This is a genomic window from Pseudomonas sp. GNP013 (assembly GCF_054343995.1).
The window spans coordinates 1,247,537-1,270,369 of the sequence record NZ_JBTGUT010000001.1; the positions used below are offsets into that span (position 1 = coordinate 1,247,537).

Sequence of the window (22,833 nt, forward strand, 5' to 3'; positions counted from 1 at the left end):
TCATGTCGCTGCCGCTTGATCGGTGAGCAGGTCTGCCAGGCAGTCGATCACTCGTTCGATGTCCGCATCGGTCAATGAAAGATGAAAGGGCAAACCCAGCAGGCGTTCGGTCAATAGGTCGACCTGCGGCAGCGGGCCGGCTGCGCACGCCTGGAAGGCCGGGTGGCCGTGCAGGGGAGGGCAGTACCAGCGACGGGTTTCGATGTCTTCGCCGAGCAGGCGCAGTTGAATGTCCACGCCGCGAACGCCCGGCGGCAGTAACACGAGCATCAGGCTGTACACGCCTTCGGCGGGTTTGACTTGAAGTTTCAGTGCGGGAATCCGCTCCAGCAGGCGGGCGGCATAGCGCTGATGCAGGTTGCGCCGTGTTTCGGCGACGGTCGGCCAGTTGTCCAGCGCGGCCAGCGCAACGGCGGCGTGGTATTCGCTCATCTTGCCGTTCTCGCCCGCATCGAACACCAGGCCGCCACTCTGGGCATCGATGCCGAAGTTGCTGAGTGCGCGCATGCTCTGGCCATAAGCGTGGTGGCGAGCGGCGACAAAACCGCCTTCGCCGCCGCCCAGCGCCTTGGTGGCGTGCAGGCTGAAGGCAACCTTGGTGGTCAGGCCGACCTGTTGATTGCCCCAGGCGCCTGCGGCGTCCACCACCACCGGGATGCCGGTTTCGGCGGTGAACAGGTCCCAGCCGGCGACGTCCTGAGGGCAACCATACGTCGCGACCGGCATCACTGCGTCAAAAGGCGTTTGAGCCAGTGCTGCGCGTGCTATGGCGGGCGTCAGCAACCAGTTGTCCGAGTCCACATCGCTGATCAGCGGCGTAAGTCCCGCACGGATGATGGCGGTGGCCGTGGCGACGAAGGTCAGCCCCGGCACGAGCACTCGGCCAGCCTTGCGCAGCCTCAACGCTTCCAGAGCGATTTGCAGCGCGCAGGTGCCATTGGCCATGGACACTACATGCACCTTCGTCGGCTCGCGACTGAATGAGCGCGACAGCCGCTCTTCGAGTTCGCAGACCAGCGGGCCGAAATTGGTGTACCAGCGATTTTCATCGATCTGCTGCCAGTACGGAAGAATCTGCTCGACCTTCGGCATCTCTGGCACTAACAACTTGATGATATTTTTCATGGTGCCCGCGACTGTCAATTAAATATCGTTTCCTACGATTGGAAATGGGCAAAGCAGGAACTGTACCAAGCGGATTTGTGGCGCCCTTGCGGCACCACGCAAAAAGCCAATGCTGCGTGCATTGGCTTTTTTGATAACCGCGGGATTAAAGTTATGGGTAATCGAGTCGACATAAACGTTACTGAAATCTTTCCGCTGTCGCCTGTTACGAGGTAGAACCATGAATCCCATGAGAGCCCTTCGCCAATACCAGAAGGTCAATTCCCATGCTCAGATCTCTGAAGCCAGTCCGCACCGTCTGGTGCAGATGCTGATGGAGGGTGGGCTTGACCGCATGGCTCAGGCCAAGGGGGCGCTGGCGCGTGGTGACATTGCGCAAAAGGGCCTGATGCTCGGCAAGGCGGTGGATATCATCATCGGCCTGCGCGACGGTCTGGACGCTGAAAAGAGCGAAAACCCGGCGTATGTCCAGCAACTGGAAAGTCTGTATGCCTACATGACCAACCGTCTGATGGAAGCCAACCTGCATAACGACCCCGAGATGATCGACGAGGTTGCGCGCTTGATGATTACCGTCAAGCAAGGCTGGGATGGTATCGCTACCCCACAAGGCGCCGCACAGTAAGGCCAACGGCCTCGAGGAATACGTCATGAGCCATGCACTGCAACGCATTGATGAAACCCGTGAGGCGCTGGTGGGCGCGCTGGCGGACCGTAACTGGGAGGCCATCGGCGAACTCGACCTGGGCTGCCGCGATGTGATCGATCAGGTGCTCAGCGAAGCACCGGTCAACGAGGATGCGTTGCGTGAAAAGCTGGAAAGTCTGCTGGCGGTGTACCAGCAATTGCTCGAGGTGACGACGGGGGAGAGACAGGCGATTTTCGAAGAGATGTCGCAGATCAACCAGGCGAAAAACGCGTCAAAGGTCTACCATCTGTTTGGTTGAACAGAGTCGGTTAACCCTAATGCGCGTCATAAATTTGACTGCGCAGGTTTTTTTGACTTAACTAGTGTTGTTTTCAGATTTCAGACGTCTACAAGGTAATGAGTCCTACGGACGTCTTGATTGCTCTCACACTGGGGCAGGAAGTTTTACTAGGGAAGTTGCTATTGCATGTGGCGTGAAACCAAAATTCTGCTCATTGATGACGATAGCGTTCGCCGCCGCGACCTGGCGGTGATTTTGAATTTTCTTGGCGAAGAAAATCTGCCCTGCGGCAGCCATGATTGGCAGCAGGCGGTCAGCTCATTGTCATCGAGCCGTGAAGTCATCTGTGTGCTGATCGGGACGGTAAACGCTCCTGGCGCAGTTTTGGGCTTGTTAAAGACACTGTCGACCTGGGATGAGTTCCTTCCGGTGTTGCTGATGGGCGATATTTCTTCGGTCGAGTTGCCCGAAGACCAACGCCGCCGCGTGTTGTCCACACTGGAAATGCCGCCCAGCTACAGCAAATTGCTCGACTCCCTGCACCGTGCCCAGGTCTATCGCGAGATGTACGACCAGGCCCGCGAGCGCGGCCGTCACCGCGAGCCCAACCTGTTCCGCAGCCTGGTCGGCACCAGCCGTGCGATCCAGCACGTGCGCCAGATGATGCAGCAAGTGGCCGACACCGACGCCAGCGTGCTGATCCTCGGCGAGTCCGGCACCGGCAAGGAAGTGGTCGCGCGTAACCTGCACTATCACTCCAAGCGTCGCGACGGGCCCTTTGTGCCGGTCAATTGCGGGGCGATCCCGGCAGAGCTGCTTGAAAGCGAACTGTTCGGCCACGAGAAGGGCGCCTTCACCGGCGCCATCACCAGCCGTGCCGGGCGCTTCGAACTGGCCAACGGCGGCACCCTGTTCCTCGACGAAATCGGCGACATGCCGCTGCCGATGCAGGTCAAGCTGTTGCGCGTGTTGCAGGAACGCACCTTCGAACGTGTGGGCAGCAACAAGACCCAGAGCGTTGATGTGCGCATCATTGCCGCCACCCACAAAAACCTCGAAAGCATGATCGAGGTCGGCAGCTTCCGCGAAGACCTGTACTACCGCCTCAACGTATTCCCCATCGAGATGGCTCCGCTGCGCGAGCGCGTGGAAGACATCCCGTTGCTGATGAACGAATTGATCTCGCGCATGGAACACGAAAAGCGCGGCTCGATCCGCTTCAACTCCGCCGCGATCATGTCCTTGTGCCGTCACGGCTGGCCGGGCAACGTCCGCGAGCTGGCCAACCTGGTGGAGCGCATGGCGATCATGCATCCCTATGGCGTGATCGGCGTGGTCGAGCTGCCGAAAAAATTCCGCTACGTCGACGACGAAGACGAGCAGATGGTCGACAGCCTGCGCAGTGACCTGGAAGAGCGAGTGGCCATCAATGGCCATACGCCAGACTTCGCGTCCACTGCCATGCTGCCGCCCGAAGGCCTGGACCTGAAGGACTACCTCGGCAATCTGGAGCAAGGCCTTATTCAGCAGGCCCTGGACGATGCCAACGGCATCGTCGCCCGCGCCGCCGAACGCCTGCGCATCCGTCGAACCACGCTGGTGGAGAAGATGCGCAAGTACGGAATGAGCCGTCGTGAAGGTGATGAACAGCCGGATGATTGACGCCTGTTTTTCAACTGACTGAAAAATAAGTCTATTTTTTTAGGCACGGGTATTGCTACAGCTCTCGCAACGTTCCGTTTAACTGACGGTCAGCCAGCGAGAGAGCATCATGCCCCACGCCGCCCAGCTATCTTCGGCCCCTGCCATCCAGGGGCTGGTTCCGCCTGTAGAGTCGCCGATCCGCCAGGGTCTTGAGCAGGCGTTCTCGCAGTTCAACCAGATGTCGAGCCAACTGACCGACTCCTACAGCCTGCTGGAAGCCCGGGTTTCCGAGCTCAAGGGCGAGTTGGCGGTGGTCAGTGCCCAGCGTATGCAAGAGCTGGCCGAGAAAGAGCGTTTGGCCAACCGTCTGCAAAACCTGCTGTCGCTGTTGCCGGGTGGCGTCATCGTGATCGACGACCAAGGCCGCGTGCGCGAGGCCAACCCGGCCGCCTGCGACATGCTCGGCCTGCCGCTCGAAGGCGAACTGTGGCGTGAAGTCATCACCCGCTGCTTTGCCCCCCGTGAAGACGACGGCCATGAAATTTCCCTCAAGGACGGGCGCCGCCTGTCCATTGCCACCCGTTCCCTGGACGCCGAGCCCGGTCAGTTGGTGCTGCTCAACGACCTGACGGAAACCCGGCACCTGCAGGACCAACTGGCACGCCACGAACGGTTGTCATCGCTGGGCCGGATGGTCGCTTCTCTGGCGCATCAGATCCGCACACCGCTGTCGGCCGCGCTGATCTACGCCAGTCATTTGACTGACGAGCAATTGCCCGCCGCCACCCATCAGCGCTTTGCCGGACGCCTCAAAGAGCGCCTGCATGAGCTGGAGCATCAGGTGCGTGACATGCTGGTGTTTGCCCGTGGCGAGTTGCCTTTGACCGACCGCGTCACCCCGGCGGCGCTGATGCAGGCGCTGCAGGCCGCCGCTGCCACTCATATTCAGGACGTGCAAGTGCGCTGGCAGTGCGACAGCCATCTCGGTGAGCTGCTGTGCAACCGCGACACCCTGGTGGGCGCGCTGCTCAACCTGATCGAAAATGCCACCCAGGCCAGCGGCCCCGGCGCACGCCTGAAGATTCACTTGTACAGCCGCGAGCAAACCCTGCGCCTGTGCATCAGCGACAGCGGCAGCGGCATCGACCCGCGGGTGCTGCAACGCCTGGGCGAACCCTTTTTTACTACCAAGACCAACGGAACGGGCCTGGGCCTGACCGTGGTCAAGGCAGTGGCGCGTGCCCATCAGGGAGAATTGCTGCTGCACTCCCGGTTGGGGCGTGGCACCTGTGCATTGATGACCCTGCCGCTGTTTACCAGTGCGGCAGGCGCGGAGTAAGGATATGTCTATCAAGGTTTTGTTGGTGGAAGACGATCGCGCCCTGCGTGAGGCATTGGCTGACACGCTGCTGCTGGCGGGCCATGACTACTGCGCGGTCGGTTCCGCCGAAGAAGCCTTGGCGGCCGTGGAACAGGAGGCTTTCAGTCTGGTGGTCAGCGACGTGAACATGCCCGGCATGGACGGTCACCAGTTGCTCGGCCTGCTGCGCGCGCGCCACCCGCAATTGCCGGTGCTGCTGATGACCGCCCACGGCGCCGTCGAGCGTGCGGTGGACGCCATGCGCCAGGGCGCGGCAGATTATCTGGTCAAGCCGTTCGAGCCCAAGGCGCTGATCGAACTGGTTGCCCGGCACGCCCTTGGCGTTATTTCCAATCCCGACGGCGAGGGCCCGATTGCCTTCGAGCCGGCCAGTGCCCAGTTGTTGGAACTGGCCGCCCGTGTAGCGCGCAGCGACTCCACCGTGCTCATCTCGGGCGAGTCCGGCACCGGTAAGGAAGTGCTGGCGCGCTATATCCACCAGCAATCGAGCCGCGCCAAACAACCGTTTATCGCGATCAATTGCGCCGCGATCCCCGACAACATGCTCGAAGCCACCCTGTTCGGCCACGAAAAGGGCTCGTTCACCGGTGCCATCGCGGCCCAGGCTGGCAAGTTCGAGCAGGCAGACGGCGGCACCATCCTGCTCGATGAAATCTCGGAAATGCCTCTGGGCCTGCAAGCCAAGCTGCTGCGGGTATTGCAGGAGCGTGAAGTGGAGCGGGTGGGCGCGCGCAAGCCGATTCAGCTGGATATTCGCGTGGTCGCCACCACCAACCGCGACCTGGCGGGTGAAGTGGCGGCGGGGCGCTTTCGTGAAGACCTGTTCTACCGGCTGTCGGTATTCCCTCTGGCTTGGCGCCCGTTGCGCGAACGCCCGGCGGACATCATCCCGCTGGCCGAGCGCCTGTTGCGCAACCACGTCAAAAAAATGAAGCACGCCCAGGCGCGGCTGTCGGCCGAGGCCCAGGCGTGTCTGATCGGCTACCCGTGGCCGGGTAATGTGCGCGAACTGGACAACGCAATCCAGCGTGCGTTGATCCTGCAGCAGGGCGGCTTGATCCAGCCGCAGGATTTCTGCCTGGCCACTGGCACGGGCGCGGCGCCGTTGCCGAGCCTGGCGCCCGCGCCCGTGGTCGCCGAAGCCGAATCGGCGGGCGCGCTGGGTGACGACCTGCGTCGCCGTGAATTCCAGATGATCATCGACACCCTGCGTGCCGAGCGCGGCCGCCGCAAAGAGGCCGCCGAGCGCCTCGGTATCAGCCCGCGCACCCTGCGCTACAAGCTGGCGCAGATGCGCGACGCCGGCATGGACGTCGAAGCCTACCTCTTCGCCACCTGACTCAACCCTGCACCGGTTTGCTCAGCCCCGTGGCGAGCAGGCTTGCCCTGCGTTGGGCTGCGCAGCAGCCCCAAAGCCAGGCGCTGAGCCGTATCAGGTACACCGCGTTTTGCTCGATGGGGGGCGCTTCGCACCCCAACGCGGGGCAAGCCCGCTCGCCACAGGAGTCGTCCTCGTCAATGACTGGGTGAAATATAGTCCGACCGCCTTTGTCGCCTTTTCTTACGAGTTGCTCCAGAGCTGGCACCCTTGTTGCACCTACCCCTGATAACTGCTGCGTAGTGTCAAAAATTTGCGGGTTGTCGGAGAGAGAAGGTCATGAGCCAGGGTATTGAGTTCAATCGGTTGATGTTGGATATGCGCTCCATGCAAATGGATGCCATGGCCCGGCCGAAATCCGTCGCACCCGTGCCGGAACTGGGCCAAAGCAATTTTGCCGACATGCTCGGTCAGGCCATCAACAAGGTCAGCGACACCCAGCAAGCCTCCAGCCAGTTGGCCACCGCATTCGAAATCGGCAAAAGCGGCGTGGACCTCACTGATGTGATGGTCGCTTCGCAAAAGGCCAGCGTTTCCTTTCAAGCCTTGACCCAAGTGCGTAACAAAGTGGTTCAGGCTTACCAAGACATCATGCAGATGCCGGTTTAAGGGCGAGAGTTAAGTCATGGCAGAAGCAGTCACCGACAACGTACCCGCCAAAGCAGGTGGCAAGCCGCCGCTGTTTGGCCTGTCGTTCCTGGAAAACCTCTCGGAAATGACTATGCTGCGTCAGGTCGGCCTGATGGTCGGCCTGGCGGCGAGCGTGGCGATTGGCTTTGCCGTGGTGCTGTGGTCGCAGCAGCCCGATTACCGTCCGCTGTACGGCAGCCTGGCGGGCATGGATTCCAAGCAGATCATGGAAACCCTCGCCGCCGCCGACATCGCCTACACCGTAGAACCCAACTCCGGCGCCTTGCTGGTCAAGGCCGATGACGTGGCCCGTGCCCGCATGAAGCTGGCCGCCGCCGGCGTGACGCCGTCCGACAGCAACATCGGTTTCGAAATCCTCGACAAGGACCAGGGCCTGGGCACCAGCCAGTTCATGGAAGCCACGCGCTACCGTCGTGGCCTTGAAGGCGAACTGGCGCGCACCATCTCCAGCCTCAACAACGTCAAGGGCGCCCGTGTGCACCTGGCGATTCCGAAAAGCTCGGTGTTCGTGCGTGACGAGCGCAAGCCCAGCGCCTCGGTACTGGTTGAGCTGTTTTCCGGCCGCTCCCTCGAGCCTGGCCAGGTACTGGCGATCATCAACCTGGTGGCCACCAGCGTTCCCGAACTGAGCAAGTCGCAAATCACCGTGGTCGACCAGAAGGGCAACCTGCTGTCGGACATGGCCGAAAACTCCGCGCTGACCCAGGCCGGCAAGCAGTTCGACTACAGCCGCCGCATGGAAAGCATGCTCACCCAGCGGGTGCACAACATCCTGCAACCGGTGTTGGGCAACGACCGCTACAAGGCCGAAGTCTCCGCCGACGTGGACTTCAGCGCTGTCGAGTCGACGTCCGAGCAGTTCAACCCGGACCAGCCAGCGCTGCGCAGCGAGCAATCGACCAGCGAGCAACGTACCGCCAGCAGCGGCCCGCAAGGTGTGCCGGGTGCCCTGAGCAACCAGCCACCGACCCCGGCCACCGCCCCGCAAACCACCGGTGGCGCCGCCGCCACCGCTGGCGCCATTGCCGCCGGGCAGCCGCTGCTTGACGCCAACGGCCAGCAGATCATGGACCCGGCCACCGGCCAGCCGATGCTCGCGCCGTACCCGGCGGACAAGCGTAACCAGTCCACCAAGAACTTCGAACTCGACCGTTCCATCAGCCACACCAAGCAGCAGCAGGGCCGCATCAATCGCCTGTCGGTGTCGGTAGTGGTCGATGACCAGGTCAAGGTCAACGCTGCCGACGGTGCCGTGACCCGTGCGCCGTGGACCGCCGATGAATTGGCGCGCTTCACCCGCCTGGTACAGGATGCCGTTGGTTTCGACGCCAGCCGTGGCGACAGCGTCAGCGTGATCAACATGCCGTTCTCCGCCGAGCGTGGCGAAGTCATCGCTGAAGCGGCGTTCTACACTCAGCCGTGGTTCTGGGACATCGTCAAGCAAGTGCTGGGGGTGTTGTTCATCCTGGTGCTGGTGTTCGGTGTGCTGCGTCCGGTGCTCAACAACATCACCGGCAACGGCAAGAAACAACTGGCCCTGGCCGGTGGCGACGTCGAGTTGGGTGGCATGGGCGGCCTGGACGGCGAACTGGCCAACGACCGCGTCAGCCTCGGCGGCCCGCAAAGCATCCTGTTGCCCAGCCCGAGCGAAGGCTATGACGCTCAGCTGAACGCAATCAAGAGTCTGGTAGCAGAAGACCCGGGCCGTGTGGCCCAGGTCGTGAAAGAGTGGATCAACGCAGATGAGTGATAATCGAGCCGCTGTTGCCAAGCTCTCCCGAGTCGACAAAGCCGCCGTGCTGCTGCTGTCGCTGGGCGAAACCGACGCCGCCCAGGTGCTGCGTCACATGGGGCCCAAAGAGGTCCAGCGCGTGGGCGTGGCCATGGCGCAGATGCGCAATGTGCACCGTGAGCAAGTCGAACAGGTGATGAGCGAGTTCGTCGAGATTGTCGGCGACCAGACCAGCCTGGGCGTCGGCTCCGACAGCTACATCCGCAAGATGCTCACCTCGGCGCTCGGCGAAGACAAGGCCAACGGCCTGATCGACCGCATCCTGCTGGGCGGCAACACCAGCGGCCTGGACAGCCTCAAGTGGATGGAACCGCGCGCGGTGGCCGACGTGATCCGCTACGAACACCCACAGATCCAGGCCATCGTCGTCGCGTACCTGGACCCGGACCAGGCCGGTGAAGTGCTCGGCCACTTCGACCATAAAGTGCGCCTGGACATCATCCTGCGCGTGTCGTCGCTGAACACTGTGCAGCCGGCGGCCCTGAAAGAACTCAACACGATTCTGGAGAAGCAGTTCTCCGGCAATTCGAATGCCTCGCGCACCACCCTGGGCGGCATCAAGCGCGCGGCCGATATCATGAACTTCCTCGACAGCTCGGTCGAAGGCCAGTTGATGGACTCGATCCGCGAGATCGACGACACCCTGTCCGGCCAGATCGAAGACCTGATGTTCGTGTTCAACAACCTCTCCGATGTTGACGACCGTGGCATCCAGGCGTTGCTGCGTGAGGTGTCTTCGGATGTGCTGGTGCTGGCGCTCAAAGGCTCCGACGAGAACGTCAAGGAGAAGATCTTCAAGAACATGTCCAAGCGCGCGTCCGAACTGCTGCGCGACGACCTCGAAGCCAAGGGTCCGGTACGCGTCAGCGACGTCGAAACTGCGCAGAAGGAAATCCTCACGATTGCCCGCCGTATGGCCGAAGCCGGAGAAATCGTTCTCGGTGGGAAGGGCGGCGAAGAAATGATCTAAGGCGCTGTCCATGTCGAGCAAAGATGAAACGCCCAGCGACCTGATTCGCGCGCGGGACGTGGGCGGGTTCGACATCTGGTCGTTGCCCAGCTTCGACCCGCATGTGCCCGAGCCCGAACCCGCACCGGTGGTGGAAACCCCGGCGGAGATGGAAGAAGTGCCCTTGGACGAAGTCCAGCCGCTGACCCTCGAAGAGTTGGAAGCCATCCGCCAGGAGGCTTACAACGAAGGCTTCGCGGCAGGCGAAAAGGACGGTTTTCGCAGCACCACCCTCAAGGTGCGCCAGGAGGCCGAGGTGGCGCTGGGCGTCCAGCTCGCCAGCCTGGAACGCCTGATGAACGGGCTGTTCGAGCCGATTGCCGGGCAGGACGCGCAGATCGAAAAATCCATGGTCGCACTGGTGCAGCACATCACGCGCCAGGTGATCCAGCGCGAACTGGTGCTGGACTCCAGCCAGATCGAAGGCGTGATGCGCGAAGCGCTCAAATTGCTGCCCCTGGGTGTCGGCAATGTGCGGCTGTACATCAATCCGCAGGATTTCGAGCAGGTCAAAGCCTTGCGCGAGCGCCATGAAGAAACCTGGCGCATCGTCGAGGACGCCGCGCTGCAGCCCGGCGGCTGCCGGGTCGAGACCGAACACAGCCGCATCGATGCCACGGTGGAAACCCGCATCAGCCAGATCATGGCCAAGTTGCTCGACCAGCAGCACGAACAGGCCATGAACCCGGGCGAACCCGATATCAGCATCGACCTGGACCGCCCGGATGCGCCTTGACCGTACCAGCTTCGCCAAGCGCCTGGGCGGTTACGCCGAGGCCACGCAGCTGCCCGGCCAGCCGATTCTTGAAGGGCGCCTGCTGCGCATGGTCGGCCTGACCCTCGAAGCCGAGGGCCTGCGCGCCGCCATGGGCAGCCGGTGCCTGGTGATCAACGACGACAGCTACCACCCGGTGCAGGTCGAAGCCGAAGTGATGGGCTTCTCCGGCAGCAAGGTGTTCCTGATGCCGGTCGGCAGCGTTGCAGGCATCGCCCCCGGCGCCCGCGTGGTGCCGCTGGCCGACACCGGCCGCCTGCCCATGGGCATGAGCATGCTCGGCCGCGTGCTTGACGGCGCCGGCCGTGCGCTCGACGGCAAGGGTGGCATGAAGGCCGAAGACTGGGTGCCGATGGACGGCCCCACGATCAACCCGCTCAATCGCAACCCCATCAGCCAGCCGCTCGACGTGGGCATTCGCAGCATCAACGGTTTATTGACGGTCGGGCGCGGCCAGCGTCTGGGCCTGTTCGCCGGTACCGGGGTGGGTAAATCGGTGCTGCTGGGCATGATGACGCGCTTTACCGAGGCCGACATCATCGTGGTGGGGCTGATCGGCGAGCGTGGCCGCGAGGTCAAGGAGTTCATCGAGCACAGCCTGGGCCCGGAAGGCCTCAAGCGCTCGGTGGTGGTCGCATCGCCGGCCGACGATGCGCCGCTGATGCGCTTGCGCGCCGCCATGTACTGCACGCGCATCGCCGAATATTTTCGCGACAAGGGCAAGAATGTCCTGTTGCTGATGGACTCGCTCACACGTTTTGCCCAGGCCCAGCGGGAAATTGCCCTGGCCATCGGCGAGCCGCCGGCGACCAAGGGTTACCCGCCGTCCGTATTCGCCAAGTTGCCCAAGCTGGTGGAGCGCGCCGGTAATGCCGAGGCGGGCGGCGGCTCGATCACGGCGTTCTACACGGTTTTGTCCGAAGGCGATGACCAGCAGGACCCGATTGCCGACTCGGCGCGGGGCGTGCTCGACGGCCACATCGTGCTGTCCCGGCGCCTGGCCGAGGAAGGGCACTACCCGGCCATCGATATCGAAGCCTCCATCAGCCGGGTGATGCCATCGGTGGTAACGCCGGAGCACATGGCCCGCGCCCAGCAATTCAAGCAACTGTGGTCGCGCTATCAACAGAGCCGCGACCTGATCAGCGTGGGTGCCTACGTGGCCGGTGGCGATCGCGAGACCGACCTGGCGATTGCCCTGCAACCGCAACTGGTGACCTACCTGCGCCAGGGCCTCAACGACAACATCAGCATGGGCGAAAGCGAGGCTCACTTGCAGTCGATCTTCGCCCCGGCGCCAGGCGGTTAAGCCATGGCCAATTCGCGTTCTGCACGCCTTGCGCCGGTGGTGGAGATGGCCGAAAAGGCCGAAAAAGCCGCGGTGCAGCGCCTGGGTTATTTCCAGGGCCAGGTGCGCCTGGCCGAAAGCAAGCTGGGCGACCTTGAACGCTTTCGCAGCGAGTACCAGCAGCAGTGGATCGACCGTGGCAGCAAGGGCGTGTCCGGCCAGTGGCTGATGGGTTACCAGGGCTTTCTCAACCAGCTGGAAACCGCCGTCGGTCAGCAACGCCAGAGCCTGGCCTGGCACCAGAACAACCTCGACAAGGCGCGTGAAAGTTGGCAAGCCGCCTATGCCCGGGTCGAGGGTCTGCGCAAACTGGTGCAGCGCTACATCGACGAAGCGCGCGCGCTGGAAGACAAGCGTGAGCAGAAGCTGCTCGATGAGCTGTCGCAACGTCTTCCCCGCCAATCCCCGTTCTAAATAGGGGACAAACCCCTCCCGCGATTGATTTGCTGTGTTGCTCGGATTCCATTCAACTGCTAAACCTGTGTCACATTTACCCATGACAAGGAAGCAGTTAAATGTCGGTCGAAAAAAAAGTATCCATGGATGGGAAGACGTTGACGATTGCGATCAAGGGCCGCTTCGATTTCAGCAGCCACCAGGATTTTCGCAACGTCTATGAAGGCGTTTACCCCAAGCCCGAGACGGTCGTGGTGGACTTGAAGGAAACCACCTACATGGACAGCTCGGCGCTGGGCATGCTTCTGCTGCTGCGCGACCATGCGGGGGGCGACAAGGCCTATATCCGTGTGATCAACAGCAGTTCGGACGTGCGCAAGATCCTCGCCATCTCCAACTTCGACAAACTGTTCGATATCGAATGAGTGTCCAGGCCCCTGTCCTTGAGGCGCTGACGATTCTGATCGCCGAAGACAGCGCCGCCGACCTGCTGTTGCTGTCGACCATCGTGCGTCGTCAGGGCCATCAGGTGCTCACCGCCACCAATGGTGCTGAAGCGGTGCAGGTGTTTACCCGTGAACGCCCGCACCTGGTGTTGATGGACGCGCTGATGCCGGTGATGGATGGGTTCGAGGCTGCGCGGCGGATCAAGCAACTGGCGGGCGAAGCGCTGGTGCCGCTGATTTTCCTCACCTCCCTGCGCGAAAGCGAAGCCCTGGCCAAATGCCTGGACGCTGGCGGCGATGACTTTTTGGCCAAACCCTATAACCCGGTGATCCTCGCGGCCAAGATCAACGCCATGGACCGCCTGCGTCGCCTGCAGGCCACGGTGTTGCAGCAGCGCGACCTGATCGCCAAACACCATGAGTACCTGTTGCACGAGCAGCGGGTGGCCAAGGCGGTGTTCGACAAGGTGGCCCATTCCGGCTGCATCAACGCGGCGCCGAACATTCGCTATCTGCAATCGCCCTATGCATTGTTCAACGGCGACCTGCTGCTGGCGGCCTACACGCCGTCGGGTGACATGCATGTGCTGCTCGGCGACTTCACCGGTCATGGCCTGCCGGCGGCGGTGGGCGCCATGCCGCTGGCGGAAGTGTTCTATGGCATGACCGCCAAGGGCTACGGCCTGGCCCAGACCCTGCGCGAGATGAACGCCAAGCTCAAGCGCATCCTGCCAGCGGACATGTTCTGCTGCGCCACGCTGCTGTGCCTGAGCACCCAGCGGCGTGCGGTGGAGGTGTGGAATGGCGGCATGCCCGAGGGCTATGTGCACGAGGTCGCCACGGGCAAGCGCACGCCGTTGATGTCACGCCATTTACCCTTGGGCGTGCTGTCGGCGGAGCAGTTTGACGACCGCACCGAAGTCTGGCCGATGGCCCTGGGTGACCGCGTGTTTTTACTGTCCGACGGCGTGCTCGACACCGCCGATGCCAACGAACAATTATTTGGCGCCGAGCGCTTGCTGCAGGTGTTTGCCGCCAATCGCGAGCCAGACCGCCTGTTTGAAGACATCGAGCAGGCGCTGGCAGCGTTTCGCGGCCAGGTGCGCGATGACATCAGCATGGTGGAAATCACCCTGCAGGCCGGGCAGTCGCTGCGCGCAACCGGTCCTTTGTACGCCGACAGCGGCCAGTCTTGCCCGCTGGACTGGTCGGTGACCTTTGAGTTTCGCGCCGACACCCTCAAACGCTACAACCCGTTGCCCTATCTGCTGCAATTGCTGCTGGAAATCCACGGCCTGCGTGAGCAGAGCGGGGCGCTTTACAGCGTGATGGCCGAGCTGTATTCCAATGCCCTGGAACACGGCGTGCTGGGGCTGGACTCGCGGCTAAAGCGCGATGCCGAGGGGTTTGCGCAGTATTACCGCCTGCGCAACGAGCGACTGACACAACTGGACAGCGGGTTTGTGCGTGTGCATGTGCAGGTGGTGCCCACCGACACCGGCGGTACCCTGAGTTTGCGCGTCGAAGACAGTGGCCAGGGGTTTGACGTGGAGCAGGTACTGGCGCGGCCGCTGGATATCGACCGTCTGTCTGGCCGGGGGCTCAGCCTGGTGCGCCAATTGTGCAGCGCTGTAGGCTGGTCTGATGGCGGGCGCAGTGTCTGCGTGGAGTTTTGCTGGGAGGCTCTGGCATAATCCGGCGATTCTTGATCAAGGAGCGAGCAAGTGGTTGATGTTCATATGGACCCGCAGGTGCTGGCGGGTTTGCAGGAGGTGATGGAGGGGGAGTATCCGCGCTTGCTGGATACCTTTTTGCTTGACTCCGAAGAGCGGGTGAAGGCGTTGCACATGGCGCGTGGTGATGCGCAGGCGTTGCGGCAGATTGCGCACAGTTTCAAGGGGAGCAGCGGGAATCTGGGGGCGGTGCGGTTGGCCTTGTTGTGTCAGCGGTTGGAAATGGCATCGGTGGGGGATCTTGGGACGTTGGTGGACCAGATTGACCGGGAGTTTGCTTTGGTTCGGGCGATGTATGAGGAAGAGCTTCGGCGGGTTTTTGTGGAGTGATTGGGGGGGCCGCGCGTTACGGCGCGGATGGACCATCCCTGGCCCAGCGTGTTTGACGGGGCGCCCAGATCAAAAGCAAGAGCGCGAATGGTTTGTCGAACGCTGTACAAAATGTGGGAGGGGGCTTGCTCCCGATGGCAGTGGGTCAGCTACCCATAAGCTGACTGACACTCAGCCATCGGGAGCAAGCCCCCTCCCACATTTGGATTTCCATTTGTCTGATGGATATCACACGGCTTTGATCTGCTTTGCTTTGGCTGGGCGCCCGTCAACCACGCTGGCGGGCCAGGGATCGCGTAGTCATCACCCAAATAACGGATATGCACCCAACCAAACCAACCTGGCCCAACTCTTGCTATATCTCCACAACTGCATCCCACGACCCCCATGCAGTTGGAGACCCTACTTATGCCAGTCGCCCCCAACTCCCTCCTTCAGGCTGCCCCTGCGGCCAAGCCTCAAGCGCCCGTCGCTCCTTCACCTTCAGTGACGGCGGACCCACGGGACAAAGGCCCTGGCTTCGCTCAAGTGTTCGCCAACCAGGCGCCCAAACCAGTCGCCAAGCCCGACGCCAGCCCGGCCAAACCCGCGCGGGACAAGCCCGCCGAGAGCCCGGCCAAGCCCGTTGCCGACAGCGACAAACCTGCCGCCAACACGCCGGCGGTTGCCGATAGCGGCAAACCCTTGCCTGCCACGCCGCCGGCCAAGTCCGACGACAGCGCCAGCAGCGACGACGACAAACCCACCGACGCGGCCCAGGCACAACAGCCAGCGGCCGATCCGGTGGTCGACCCGGCGCTGGTGGCCACGCTCACGCCGGTGGTGGCTGTGCCGGTGCCGCCGGAAACCCCGGCCCCGGTTGCCGCCAAGCCCGACAAGGCTGATAAGACGCAACCCGCAGTCGCTGCACCTGTCGCGGCAACCGATGCCGCCAAGCCTGCCTTCGACCCCGCCGCCGACCCGCTGGACGACATGCCCGCCGTGCGCCTGGCGATGGAGCAGGGCGGTCACGTGTCGGCCACCAGCCAGGCGCCGCAGAAGGGCGCACCGACCACCACCCAGGATCAGCCTACCGCTGCGCAGACCTTCGCCGCCGGCATGGCCACTCTGGTGGACCAGCAAGCCGCCAAGGACAGCACCCATCAGGGCGGCGAGAAGGCGTTCGGTGCGCTGATCGATGACGGCCTCAAGGACCTGAAAAACGCCGGCAGCGATACACGGGTCGATAACTTCGCCGATCGCCTGGCCGCGCTGACCCAGGCTGCCACGCCGAAAACCGCCAATGCGCTGCCGCCGGTAGCCAACGCACCGCTGGCGATGCACCAGAGCGGCTGGACCGAAGAGGTGGTCAACCGCGTGATGTACCTCTCCAGTGCCAACCTCAAGTCGGCCGAGATCCAGCTGCAACCGGCCGAGCTCGGGCGCCTGGATATCAAGGTCAACATGACACCGGACCAGCAGGCCCAGGTGACGTTCATGAGCGGTCACGCTGTGGTGCGTGAAGCGCTGGAAAGCCAGTCCGGTCGGCTGCGCGAGATGTTCGCCCAGCAGGGCATGGGCCAGGTGGATGTGAACGTGTCCGACCAGTCCCGTGGCCAGGAGCAGCAACAGCAACAACAGAGCCAGATGCGCGGCGTGAGTGGCGGCGGGGGGCGGGGTGGCCGTGGCGATGTGGCTGAGCAGGCTGACGTGAGCGCCGCTGTCGCGCCCGTAACGACCAGCGTGATCGGCTCCAGCGCGGTCGATTACTACGCCTGATTTCGGCCATATGCCGCTTGAATGTGGGAGGGGGCTTGCTCCCGATAGCCGTGTGTCAGTCACTGTATGTGGCAATGACCCAACGCTGTCGGAAGCAAGCCCCCTCTCACAAGGCCATGTGCCTGTCTACTAGACAATTCTGGCATAACACTTGCTCTTGCCTTTCCGTAGATCTATGAATCCCCGAATAGTGACGGATTATTGGCATGGCGAAGAGCGAAGACGCAGCACAAGCACCCGAAGGCAAGGTCAAGGGCAAGGGCAAACTCAAGCTTATCCTGATGATTGTCCTAGGCCTGCTCCTGGCCATTGGTGCTTCGGTAGGCGGCACCTGGTACATCATGCACAGCAGTGCCAGCAAACCGGCCCCCGCCGCCGAGACCGCCACCAACGTCAAGCAACCGGCTATCTTCGAGCCGATGCTGCCGGCCTTTGTCGCCAACTACAATCAGAACGGCCGTCAACGCTACCTGCAGGTGAGCATGACGCTGCTGGCGCGTAACCAGGCGGACCTGGATGCACTCAAGGTGCATATGCCGGTGATCCGCAACAACCTGGTGATGCTGTTATCCGCACAGAGCTTCGACAGCCTGGTAACCCCGGTTGGCCAGGAAATGCTGCGCCAGAAAGTCACCGCCAGCGTGCAGGAAGTGTCCCAGAAGGAACTCGGCAAAGTCGCCGTCGAGCAAGTGCTCTTCACCAATTTCGTATTGCAGTAGGATCACGACATGGCCGTGCAGGACCTGCTGTCCCAGGATGAAATCGATGCGCTGCTGCATGGCGTGGACGATGGTCTGGTACAGACCGAAATGGCTGCCGAGCCCGGCAGCGTCAAAAGTTATGACCTGACCAGCCAGGATCGCATCGTCCGTGGGCGCATGCCGACCCTGGAGATGATCAACGAACGTTTCGCCCGCTACACCCGCATCAGCATGTTCAACATGCTGCGCCGTTCGGCTGACGTGGCGGTGGGTGGCGTGCAGGTGATGAAGTTCGGCGAGTACGTTCACTCGCTGTACGTGCCCACCAGCCTCAACCTGGTCAAGATCAAGCCGTTGCGCGGCACTGCGCTGTTTATCCTCGACGCCAAGCTGGTGTTCAAGCTGGTGGACAACTTCTTCGGTGGCGACGGCCGTCACGCCAAGATCGAAGGCCGCGAATTCACCCCTACCGAATTGCGCGTGGTGCGCATGGTGCTGGAGCAGGCCTTCATCGACTTGAAGGAAGCCTGGCAGGCCGTTATGGAGGTCAATTTCGAGTACATCAACTCGGAAGTGAACCCGGCCATGGCCAACATCGTCGGGCCGAGCGAGGCCATTGTGGTGTCGACGTTTCACATCGAACTCGATGGCGGCGGCGGCGATCTGCACGTGACCATGCCGTACGCGATGATCGAACCGGTGCGCGAGATGCTCGACGCGGGCTTCCAGTCCGACGTGGACGACCAGGACGAACGCTGGGTCAAGGCCCTGCGCGAAGATTTGCTCGACGTCGACGTACCCCTGAGCGCCACCGTGGCCCGTCGCCAGTTGCGCCTGCGCGATATTCTGCACATGCAGCCCGGCGACGTGATTCCGGTCGAGCTGCCGGAAGAAATGATCATGCGCGCCAACGGCGTGCCGTCGTTCAAGGTCAAGCTCGGTTCCCACAAGGGCAACCTGGCGCTGCAGGTGATCGAGCCGATCAACCGGCGCTGATCCCCCCTCTTTTTATGAATGTTTGCTTCGCCGAGGACATGTAATGGCTACCGAACACGAAAACACTTCCGCCGAAGACCAGGCCCTGGCTGACGAATGGGCAGCGGCCCTGGAAGAAACCGGCGATGTCGGCCAGGACGATATCGACGCGCTGCTGGCCGCCGATGCCGCCACCGCGCCGGCCGGCAAGCGCCTGCCAATGGAAGAATTCGGCAGCGTGCCGAAGAACAATGACCCGGTGAGCCTCGACGGACCCAACCTGGACGTGATCCTCGACATTCCTGTGTCGATCTCCATGGAAGTGGGCAGCACCGAAATCAACATCCGCAACCTGCTGCAGCTCAACCAGGGCTCGGTGATCGAGCTGGACCGCCTGGCCGGTGAGCCGCTGGACGTGCTGGTCAACGGCACGCTGATCGCCCATGGCGAGGTGGTGGTGGTCAACGAAAAGTTCGGCATCCGCCTGACGGACGTGATCAGCCCGAGCGAACGCATCAAGAAGCTGCGCTGACATGAAGTATTCACTGGCGGGACTGTGTCTGGCGCTGCCATTGAGCGCCCTCGCGGCCGAACCCGTGGCGAAGGCGGCCGCGCCCGTGGTCGGCAGCAGTGTCGGCGGGCAACTGACCCAACTGGTGCTGGGGTTGCTGCTGGTGGTGGGGCTGATCTTTGTGCTGGCCTGGGTGATGCGCCGCATGCAGCGCATCGGCCCGGGCAATGGCCAGATGATCGAGATGATCGGCGCACGTGCGCTCGGACCGCGTGACCGGCTGGTGCTGGTGCAGGTCGGTGGCGAACAGATTTTGCTGGGCATCACGCCGGGCCGCATCACCCCGCTGCACGTGCTCAAGAACCCGGTGAACGTGGACTCGTCCACGCCTGCCACGCCGGAATTCGCTCAGCGCCTGATGGAGTTGCTGGGCAAGGATCAGAAGGATAAGAAGTAATGCGCGTTTTATTGACGCTCATGCTGTTGCTGGTCGCGCCACTGGCGCTGGGCGCCGACCCGTTGTCGATCCCGGCGATCACCCTGGGCACCAACGCGGCCGGCGCGCAGGAATATTCGGTCAGCCTGCAGATTTTGCTGATCATGACCGCGCTGAGTTTTATCCCGGCGTTCGTCATGCTGATGACCAGCTTTACGCGGATCATCATTGTGTTCTCGATCCTGCGCCAGGCCCTGGGCCTGCAGCAGACGCCGTCGAACCAGATCCTCACCGGCATGGCGCTGTTCCTGACCATGTTCATCATGGCGCCGGTGTTCGACAAGGTGAACCAGCAGGCCCTGCAGCCTTATCTGGCCGAGACCATCACGCCCCAGGTCGCCATCGACAGGGCCCAGGGCCCGATCAAGGACTTCATGCTGTCGCAGACCCGCTCCAGCGACCTTGAGCTGTTCGTGCGCCTGTCCAAGCGCACCGACATTGCGACACCGGATCAGGCGCCGCTGACCATCCTGGTGCCGGCGTTCGTCACCTCGGAACTGAAGACCGCATTCCAGATCGGCTTCATGATCTTCATCCCGTTCCTGATCATCGACCTGGTGGTGGCGAGTGTGCTGATGGCCATGGGCATGATGATGCTGTCGCCGCTGATCATCTCGTTGCCGTTCAAGATCATGCTGTTTGTGCTGGTGGATGGCTGGGCGCTGATAATCGGCACCCTGGCCGGCAGTTTCGGAGGGGTATGAGGCCATGACGCCAGAAGTAGCGGTCGACCTGTTCCGTGAAGCGTTGTGGCTGACCACCATGATGGTCGCCGTGCTGGTGGTGCCGAGCCTGTTGGTGGGCCTGCTGGTGGCGATGTTCCAGGCCGCGACGCAGATCAACGAACAGACCCTGAGCTTCCTGCCGCGCCTGCTGGTGATGCTGATCACGCTGATCGTCGCCGGCCCGTGGCTGGTGCAAACCTTCATGGAATACATTCTGCAGCTGTACGGCAGTATTCCGCAGTTGATCGGCTGAGCCCATGCAATCGCTGCTGGCGCTGACCGACACGCAGATCAGTACCTGGGTGGCCTCGTTCATCCTGCCGCTGTTTCGCGTCACAGCGATGCTGATGGCGATGCCGGTGTTCGGCACCACCCTGGTTCCCCGTCGTGTGCGACTGTACTTTGCGGTGGCCATCACGGTGGTGATCGTTCCCGGCTTGCCGCCGATGCCGCCGGTCAACGCACTCGATCTCAGCGCCTTGCTGCTGATCGCCGAGCAGGTGCTGATCGGCGCCATGCTGGGCTTTTCCCTGACCCTGTTCTTCCAGGCCTTCGTGGTCGCCGGGCAAATCATTTCGATCCAGATGGGCATGGGCTTCGCGTCCATGGTCGACCCTACCAATGGCGTCTCGGCGGCGGTGATCGGGCAGTTTTTGACGATGCTGGTGACCTTGCTGTTTCTGGCCATGAACGGCCATCTGGTGGCGTTCGAGGTGCTGACCGAAAGCTTCACCACCTTGCCGGTGGGCTCGGGGCTGGTGGTCAATCATTTCTGGGAAGTGGTGGGGCGCCTCGGCTGGGTGCTGGGCGCCTCGCTGTTGCTGGTGCTGCCGGCGATCACCGCATTGCTGGTGGTGAACATCGCGTTCGGCGTGATGACGCGTGCGGCGCCGCAGTTGAACATTTTCTCCATCGGCTTCCCGCTGACCCTGGTGATGGGCATGGTGATTTTCTGGGTCGGCCTGGCTGACATTCTCAATCAGTATCAACCGCTGGCGACCGACGCCCTGCAGTTTTTACGTGACCTGGCACGGGCGCGCTGAGCCATGGCCGAGAGCGAGAGTGGTCAGGACAAGACAGAAGACCCCACGGAGAAACGCAAAAAGGACTCCCGGGAAAAGGGCGAGATCGCCCGTTCCAAGGAGCTCAACACCGTCGCGACCATGATGGCCGGTTCTGGCGCCCTGTTGATCTATGGCGGCGGCCTGGCCCTGGATTTGCTGGAGTTGATGAAATACAACTTCAGCCTGCCGCGCGAGGTGCTGCTCAATCCCGATGCCATGGGCCAGTACCTGATGCACTCGGGCAAGATCGCGCTGTTGGCAGTGCAGCCGATCCTGATCACGTTGATGCTGGCCGCGCTGATTGGCCCGGTGGCCCTGGGCGGCTGGCTGTTCGCCGCCAGCAGCATGGCGCCCAAGTTCAGCCGAATGAACCCGGGGGCAGGGCTCAAGCGCATGTTTTCCGCCAAGGCGCTGGTGGAACTGCTCAAGGCCCTGGCCAAATTCATCCTGATTCTGTTCGTGGCGCTGGCGGTGTTGTCGTCCGATATCGACGACCTGCTGCGCATCGCCCACGAGCCGCTGGAGTCGGCGATCATTCACAGCTTGCAGTTGGTGGGCTGGAGCGCGCTGTGGATGTCCGCCGGGCTGATCATCATTGCGGCGGTGGACGCGCCCATTCAGCTGTGGGAGAGCCACAAGAAACTGCTGATGACCAAGCAGGAAGTGCGCGACGAACACAAGGACCAGGAAGGGCGGCCGGAGGTCAAGCAGCGCATCCGCCAGCTACAGCGTGAAATGTCCCAGCGCAAGATGATGGCCTCGGTGCCCGACGCCGACGTGATCATCACCAACCCGACCCACTACGCCGTAGCGCTCAAATACGACCCGGAGAAAGGCGGCGCGCCAATGCTGCTGGCCAAGGGCAGCGACTTTACTGCGCTGAAAATCCGTGAAATTGCCGTGGCCAACGACATCCTGCTGCTGGAGTCGGCGGCGCTGGCGCGCTCGATCTTCTACTCCACCGACCTGGACCAGGAAATTCCCGCCGGCCTGTACCTGGCTGTGGCGCAGGTTCTGGCCTATGTCTACCAGATCCGCCAATACCGCGCGGGCAAGGGCAAACGGCCGGACCCGCTCAAGGACTTGCCGATTCCGCCGGAGCTGCGGCGCGATTCCTGAGGCTGCGTGGCTCCCACTGTGTCGCATTTTTACATCGCTACCACTCGTTATTGGGTTGCGTCTACCTGTCAACTTTGACAGTAGCCAGCAGCGCCTTTGCGCGGTTCCATTGCAGTAGAAACCGTACACAGGTTGTGAGCTATATACAGGGAGAGCGGTGTTGAAGGTGTATAGAGGTGCTGTCGAATCCTACAATCCGGTCAGGGCCGAGTGGGTGATTCGGGCCTGTGATTGGGACAGTGAGGTATTTGTAGACAAGAGTGATTGGGGTGGGATTGAGTTTTCGATTGGCCAGCAAGTGGCATTCCAAATGATCCATCGACCCAAAGGTCCGTACGCGCTGCCGCCGATCGGATCAGCCACACCAAAACCTTGATGACGCAAGGCGCCAGCGGCGCACATCCAGTCTTTACACAAACCAGAATGTGGGAGGGGGCTTGCTCCCGATAGCGATGGATCAGTCACTCCAGCGGTGGACTGACCCACGACTATCGGAAGCAAGCCCCCTTCCGTATTTTTGATCCTGTTGCCAAAACCAAAGTTGGAC

Annotated in this window: 24 protein-coding genes; 23 read left to right on the plus strand and 1 reads right to left on the minus strand. The window is 62.2% G+C overall.

The window, feature by feature from the left end; genetic code table 11:
- A complete protein-coding gene (locus tag ACXX81_RS05680) occupies positions 1-1,125 on the minus strand; it encodes a DegT/DnrJ/EryC1/StrS family aminotransferase (protein WP_209983477.1) in 1,125 nt (374 codons plus the stop codon).
- 220 nt (positions 1,126-1,345) lie between these two features.
- Between ACXX81_RS05680 and fliS the strand changes: the two genes are divergently transcribed.
- The 23 genes from fliS to flhB all read left to right on the plus strand — a co-directional run bounded on the left by fliS (position 1,346) and on the right by flhB (position 22,286).
- Entirely contained in the window at positions 1,346-1,750 is a 405-nt protein-coding gene (fliS, locus tag ACXX81_RS05685) for a flagellar export chaperone FliS (protein WP_209983475.1), read from the plus strand.
- Between the two features lie 25 nt (positions 1,751-1,775).
- On the plus strand, positions 1,776-2,072 hold the full coding sequence (gene fliT / locus ACXX81_RS05690) for a flagellar protein FliT (protein ID WP_003230955.1): 297 nt from the start codon (positions 1,776-1,778) through the stop codon (positions 2,070-2,072).
- A 168-nt stretch (positions 2,073-2,240) separates the two neighbouring features.
- The gene (locus ACXX81_RS05695; RefSeq protein WP_209983472.1) at positions 2,241-3,716 is read left to right on the plus strand and encodes a sigma-54 dependent transcriptional regulator; all 1,476 of its coding nucleotides are present in this window, start codon (positions 2,241-2,243) and stop codon (positions 3,714-3,716) included.
- Positions 3,717-3,825: 109 nt separating this feature from the next.
- Positions 3,826-5,037 carry a sensor histidine kinase gene (locus ACXX81_RS05700; RefSeq protein WP_209983471.1) on the plus strand — a complete coding sequence of 404 codons (1,212 nt, stop codon included), beginning with the start codon at positions 3,826-3,828 and terminating at the stop codon, positions 5,035-5,037.
- 4 nt (positions 5,038-5,041) lie between these two features.
- A complete protein-coding gene (locus tag ACXX81_RS05705; protein ID WP_209983469.1) occupies positions 5,042-6,418 on the plus strand; it encodes a sigma-54-dependent transcriptional regulator in 1,377 nt (458 codons plus the stop codon).
- 318 nt (positions 6,419-6,736) lie between these two features.
- On the plus strand, positions 6,737-7,066 hold the full coding sequence (gene fliE / locus ACXX81_RS05710; protein WP_003230964.1) for a flagellar hook-basal body complex protein FliE: 330 nt from the start codon (positions 6,737-6,739) through the stop codon (positions 7,064-7,066).
- Between the two features lie 16 nt (positions 7,067-7,082).
- Entirely contained in the window at positions 7,083-8,858 is a 1,776-nt protein-coding gene (gene fliF / locus ACXX81_RS05715) for a flagellar basal-body MS-ring/collar protein FliF (protein WP_209983466.1), read from the plus strand.
- Entirely contained in the window at positions 8,851-9,870 is a 1,020-nt protein-coding gene (gene fliG / locus ACXX81_RS05720) for a flagellar motor switch protein FliG (RefSeq protein ID WP_003230967.1), read from the plus strand. The genes fliF and fliG overlap by 8 nt, the downstream gene beginning before the upstream one ends.
- Positions 9,871-9,880: 10 nt before the next feature.
- Complete coding sequence (gene fliH / locus ACXX81_RS05725) at positions 9,881-10,645, plus strand: flagellar assembly protein FliH (RefSeq protein WP_209983464.1); 765 nt, start codon at positions 9,881-9,883, stop codon at positions 10,643-10,645.
- Entirely contained in the window at positions 10,635-11,993 is a 1,359-nt protein-coding gene (gene fliI, locus ACXX81_RS05730; protein ID WP_209983463.1) for a flagellar protein export ATPase FliI, read from the plus strand. The genes fliH and fliI overlap by 11 nt, the downstream gene beginning before the upstream one ends.
- A 3-nt stretch (positions 11,994-11,996) precedes the next feature.
- The gene (gene fliJ, locus ACXX81_RS05735) at positions 11,997-12,446 is read left to right on the plus strand and encodes a flagellar export protein FliJ (protein WP_209983461.1); all 450 of its coding nucleotides are present in this window, start codon (positions 11,997-11,999) and stop codon (positions 12,444-12,446) included.
- Between the two features lie 101 nt (positions 12,447-12,547).
- Positions 12,548-12,853, plus strand: a complete 306-nt coding sequence (locus ACXX81_RS05740; RefSeq protein WP_209983459.1) for an STAS domain-containing protein — start codon at positions 12,548-12,550, stop codon at positions 12,851-12,853.
- Positions 12,850-14,568, plus strand: coding sequence for an ATP-binding SpoIIE family protein phosphatase (locus ACXX81_RS05745; protein WP_322214148.1), 1,719 nt, complete (start codon positions 12,850-12,852; stop codon positions 14,566-14,568). The genes ACXX81_RS05740 and ACXX81_RS05745 overlap by 4 nt, the downstream gene beginning before the upstream one ends.
- 30 nt (positions 14,569-14,598) lie before the next feature.
- On the plus strand, positions 14,599-14,937 hold the full coding sequence (locus tag ACXX81_RS05750; protein ID WP_458571343.1) for an Hpt domain-containing protein: 339 nt from the start codon (positions 14,599-14,601) through the stop codon (positions 14,935-14,937).
- Between the two features lie 408 nt (positions 14,938-15,345).
- On the plus strand, positions 15,346-16,695 hold the full coding sequence (locus ACXX81_RS05755) for a flagellar hook-length control protein FliK (RefSeq protein WP_458571344.1): 1,350 nt from the start codon (positions 15,346-15,348) through the stop codon (positions 16,693-16,695).
- Between the two features lie 206 nt (positions 16,696-16,901).
- Positions 16,902-17,414, plus strand: a complete 513-nt coding sequence (fliL, locus tag ACXX81_RS05760) for a flagellar basal body-associated protein FliL (protein ID WP_209983451.1) — start codon at positions 16,902-16,904, stop codon at positions 17,412-17,414.
- A 9-nt stretch (positions 17,415-17,423) separates the two neighbouring features.
- Entirely contained in the window at positions 17,424-18,392 is a 969-nt protein-coding gene (gene fliM, locus ACXX81_RS05765) for a flagellar motor switch protein FliM (RefSeq protein ID WP_209983449.1), read from the plus strand.
- A gap of 43 nt (positions 18,393-18,435) precedes the next feature.
- Entirely contained in the window at positions 18,436-18,903 is a 468-nt protein-coding gene (fliN, locus tag ACXX81_RS05770; RefSeq protein WP_057008168.1) for a flagellar motor switch protein FliN, read from the plus strand.
- 1 nt (position 18,904) lies between these two features.
- A complete protein-coding gene (fliO, locus tag ACXX81_RS05775) occupies positions 18,905-19,339 on the plus strand; it encodes a flagellar biosynthetic protein FliO (protein WP_458571345.1) in 435 nt (144 codons plus the stop codon).
- Positions 19,339-20,082 (plus strand): flagellar type III secretion system pore protein FliP, encoded by a 744-nt coding sequence (gene fliP / locus ACXX81_RS05780; protein WP_003236875.1) that lies wholly within the window; start codon positions 19,339-19,341, stop codon positions 20,080-20,082. The genes fliO and fliP overlap by 1 nt, the downstream gene beginning before the upstream one ends.
- Positions 20,083-20,086: 4 nt before the next feature.
- Complete coding sequence (fliQ, locus tag ACXX81_RS05785) at positions 20,087-20,356, plus strand: flagellar biosynthesis protein FliQ (RefSeq protein ID WP_003214552.1); 270 nt, start codon at positions 20,087-20,089, stop codon at positions 20,354-20,356.
- Positions 20,357-20,360: 4 nt separating this feature from the next.
- Positions 20,361-21,146: a flagellar biosynthetic protein FliR gene (gene fliR, locus ACXX81_RS05790; RefSeq protein WP_209983443.1), complete on the plus strand. Its 786-nt coding sequence runs from the start codon at positions 20,361-20,363 to the stop codon at positions 21,144-21,146.
- Between the two features lie 3 nt (positions 21,147-21,149).
- Complete coding sequence (gene flhB / locus ACXX81_RS05795; protein ID WP_209983441.1) at positions 21,150-22,286, plus strand: flagellar biosynthesis protein FlhB; 1,137 nt, start codon at positions 21,150-21,152, stop codon at positions 22,284-22,286.
- Positions 22,287-22,833: the final 547 nt, after the last annotated feature.

Coding starts and splice junctions, on each gene's coding strand:
- ACXX81_RS05680 (WP_209983477.1), bottom strand. CDS start 1,125: ATGAAAAATATCATCAAGTTGTTAGTGCCAGAGATGCCGAAGGTCGAG.
- fliS (WP_209983475.1), top strand. CDS start 1,346: ATGAATCCCATGAGAGCCCTTCGCCAATACCAGAAGGTCAATTCCCAT.
- fliT (WP_003230955.1), top strand. CDS start 1,776: ATGAGCCATGCACTGCAACGCATTGATGAAACCCGTGAGGCGCTGGTG.
- ACXX81_RS05695 (WP_209983472.1), top strand. CDS start 2,241: ATGTGGCGTGAAACCAAAATTCTGCTCATTGATGACGATAGCGTTCGC.
- ACXX81_RS05700 (WP_209983471.1), top strand. CDS start 3,826: ATGCCCCACGCCGCCCAGCTATCTTCGGCCCCTGCCATCCAGGGGCTG.
- ACXX81_RS05705 (WP_209983469.1), top strand. CDS start 5,042: ATGTCTATCAAGGTTTTGTTGGTGGAAGACGATCGCGCCCTGCGTGAG.
- fliE (WP_003230964.1), top strand. CDS start 6,737: ATGAGCCAGGGTATTGAGTTCAATCGGTTGATGTTGGATATGCGCTCC.
- fliF (WP_209983466.1), top strand. CDS start 7,083: ATGGCAGAAGCAGTCACCGACAACGTACCCGCCAAAGCAGGTGGCAAG.
- fliG (WP_003230967.1), top strand. CDS start 8,851: ATGAGTGATAATCGAGCCGCTGTTGCCAAGCTCTCCCGAGTCGACAAA.
- fliH (WP_209983464.1), top strand. CDS start 9,881: ATGTCGAGCAAAGATGAAACGCCCAGCGACCTGATTCGCGCGCGGGAC.
- fliI (WP_209983463.1), top strand. CDS start 10,635: ATGCGCCTTGACCGTACCAGCTTCGCCAAGCGCCTGGGCGGTTACGCC.
- fliJ (WP_209983461.1), top strand. CDS start 11,997: ATGGCCAATTCGCGTTCTGCACGCCTTGCGCCGGTGGTGGAGATGGCC.
- ACXX81_RS05740 (WP_209983459.1), top strand. CDS start 12,548: ATGTCGGTCGAAAAAAAAGTATCCATGGATGGGAAGACGTTGACGATT.
- ACXX81_RS05745 (WP_322214148.1), top strand. CDS start 12,850: ATGAGTGTCCAGGCCCCTGTCCTTGAGGCGCTGACGATTCTGATCGCC.
- ACXX81_RS05755 (WP_458571344.1), top strand. CDS start 15,346: ATGCCAGTCGCCCCCAACTCCCTCCTTCAGGCTGCCCCTGCGGCCAAG.
- fliL (WP_209983451.1), top strand. CDS start 16,902: ATGGCGAAGAGCGAAGACGCAGCACAAGCACCCGAAGGCAAGGTCAAG.
- fliM (WP_209983449.1), top strand. CDS start 17,424: ATGGCCGTGCAGGACCTGCTGTCCCAGGATGAAATCGATGCGCTGCTG.
- fliN (WP_057008168.1), top strand. CDS start 18,436: ATGGCTACCGAACACGAAAACACTTCCGCCGAAGACCAGGCCCTGGCT.
- fliO (WP_458571345.1), top strand. CDS start 18,905: ATGAAGTATTCACTGGCGGGACTGTGTCTGGCGCTGCCATTGAGCGCC.
- fliP (WP_003236875.1), top strand. CDS start 19,339: ATGCGCGTTTTATTGACGCTCATGCTGTTGCTGGTCGCGCCACTGGCG.
- fliQ (WP_003214552.1), top strand. CDS start 20,087: ATGACGCCAGAAGTAGCGGTCGACCTGTTCCGTGAAGCGTTGTGGCTG.
- fliR (WP_209983443.1), top strand. CDS start 20,361: ATGCAATCGCTGCTGGCGCTGACCGACACGCAGATCAGTACCTGGGTG.
- flhB (WP_209983441.1), top strand. CDS start 21,150: ATGGCCGAGAGCGAGAGTGGTCAGGACAAGACAGAAGACCCCACGGAG.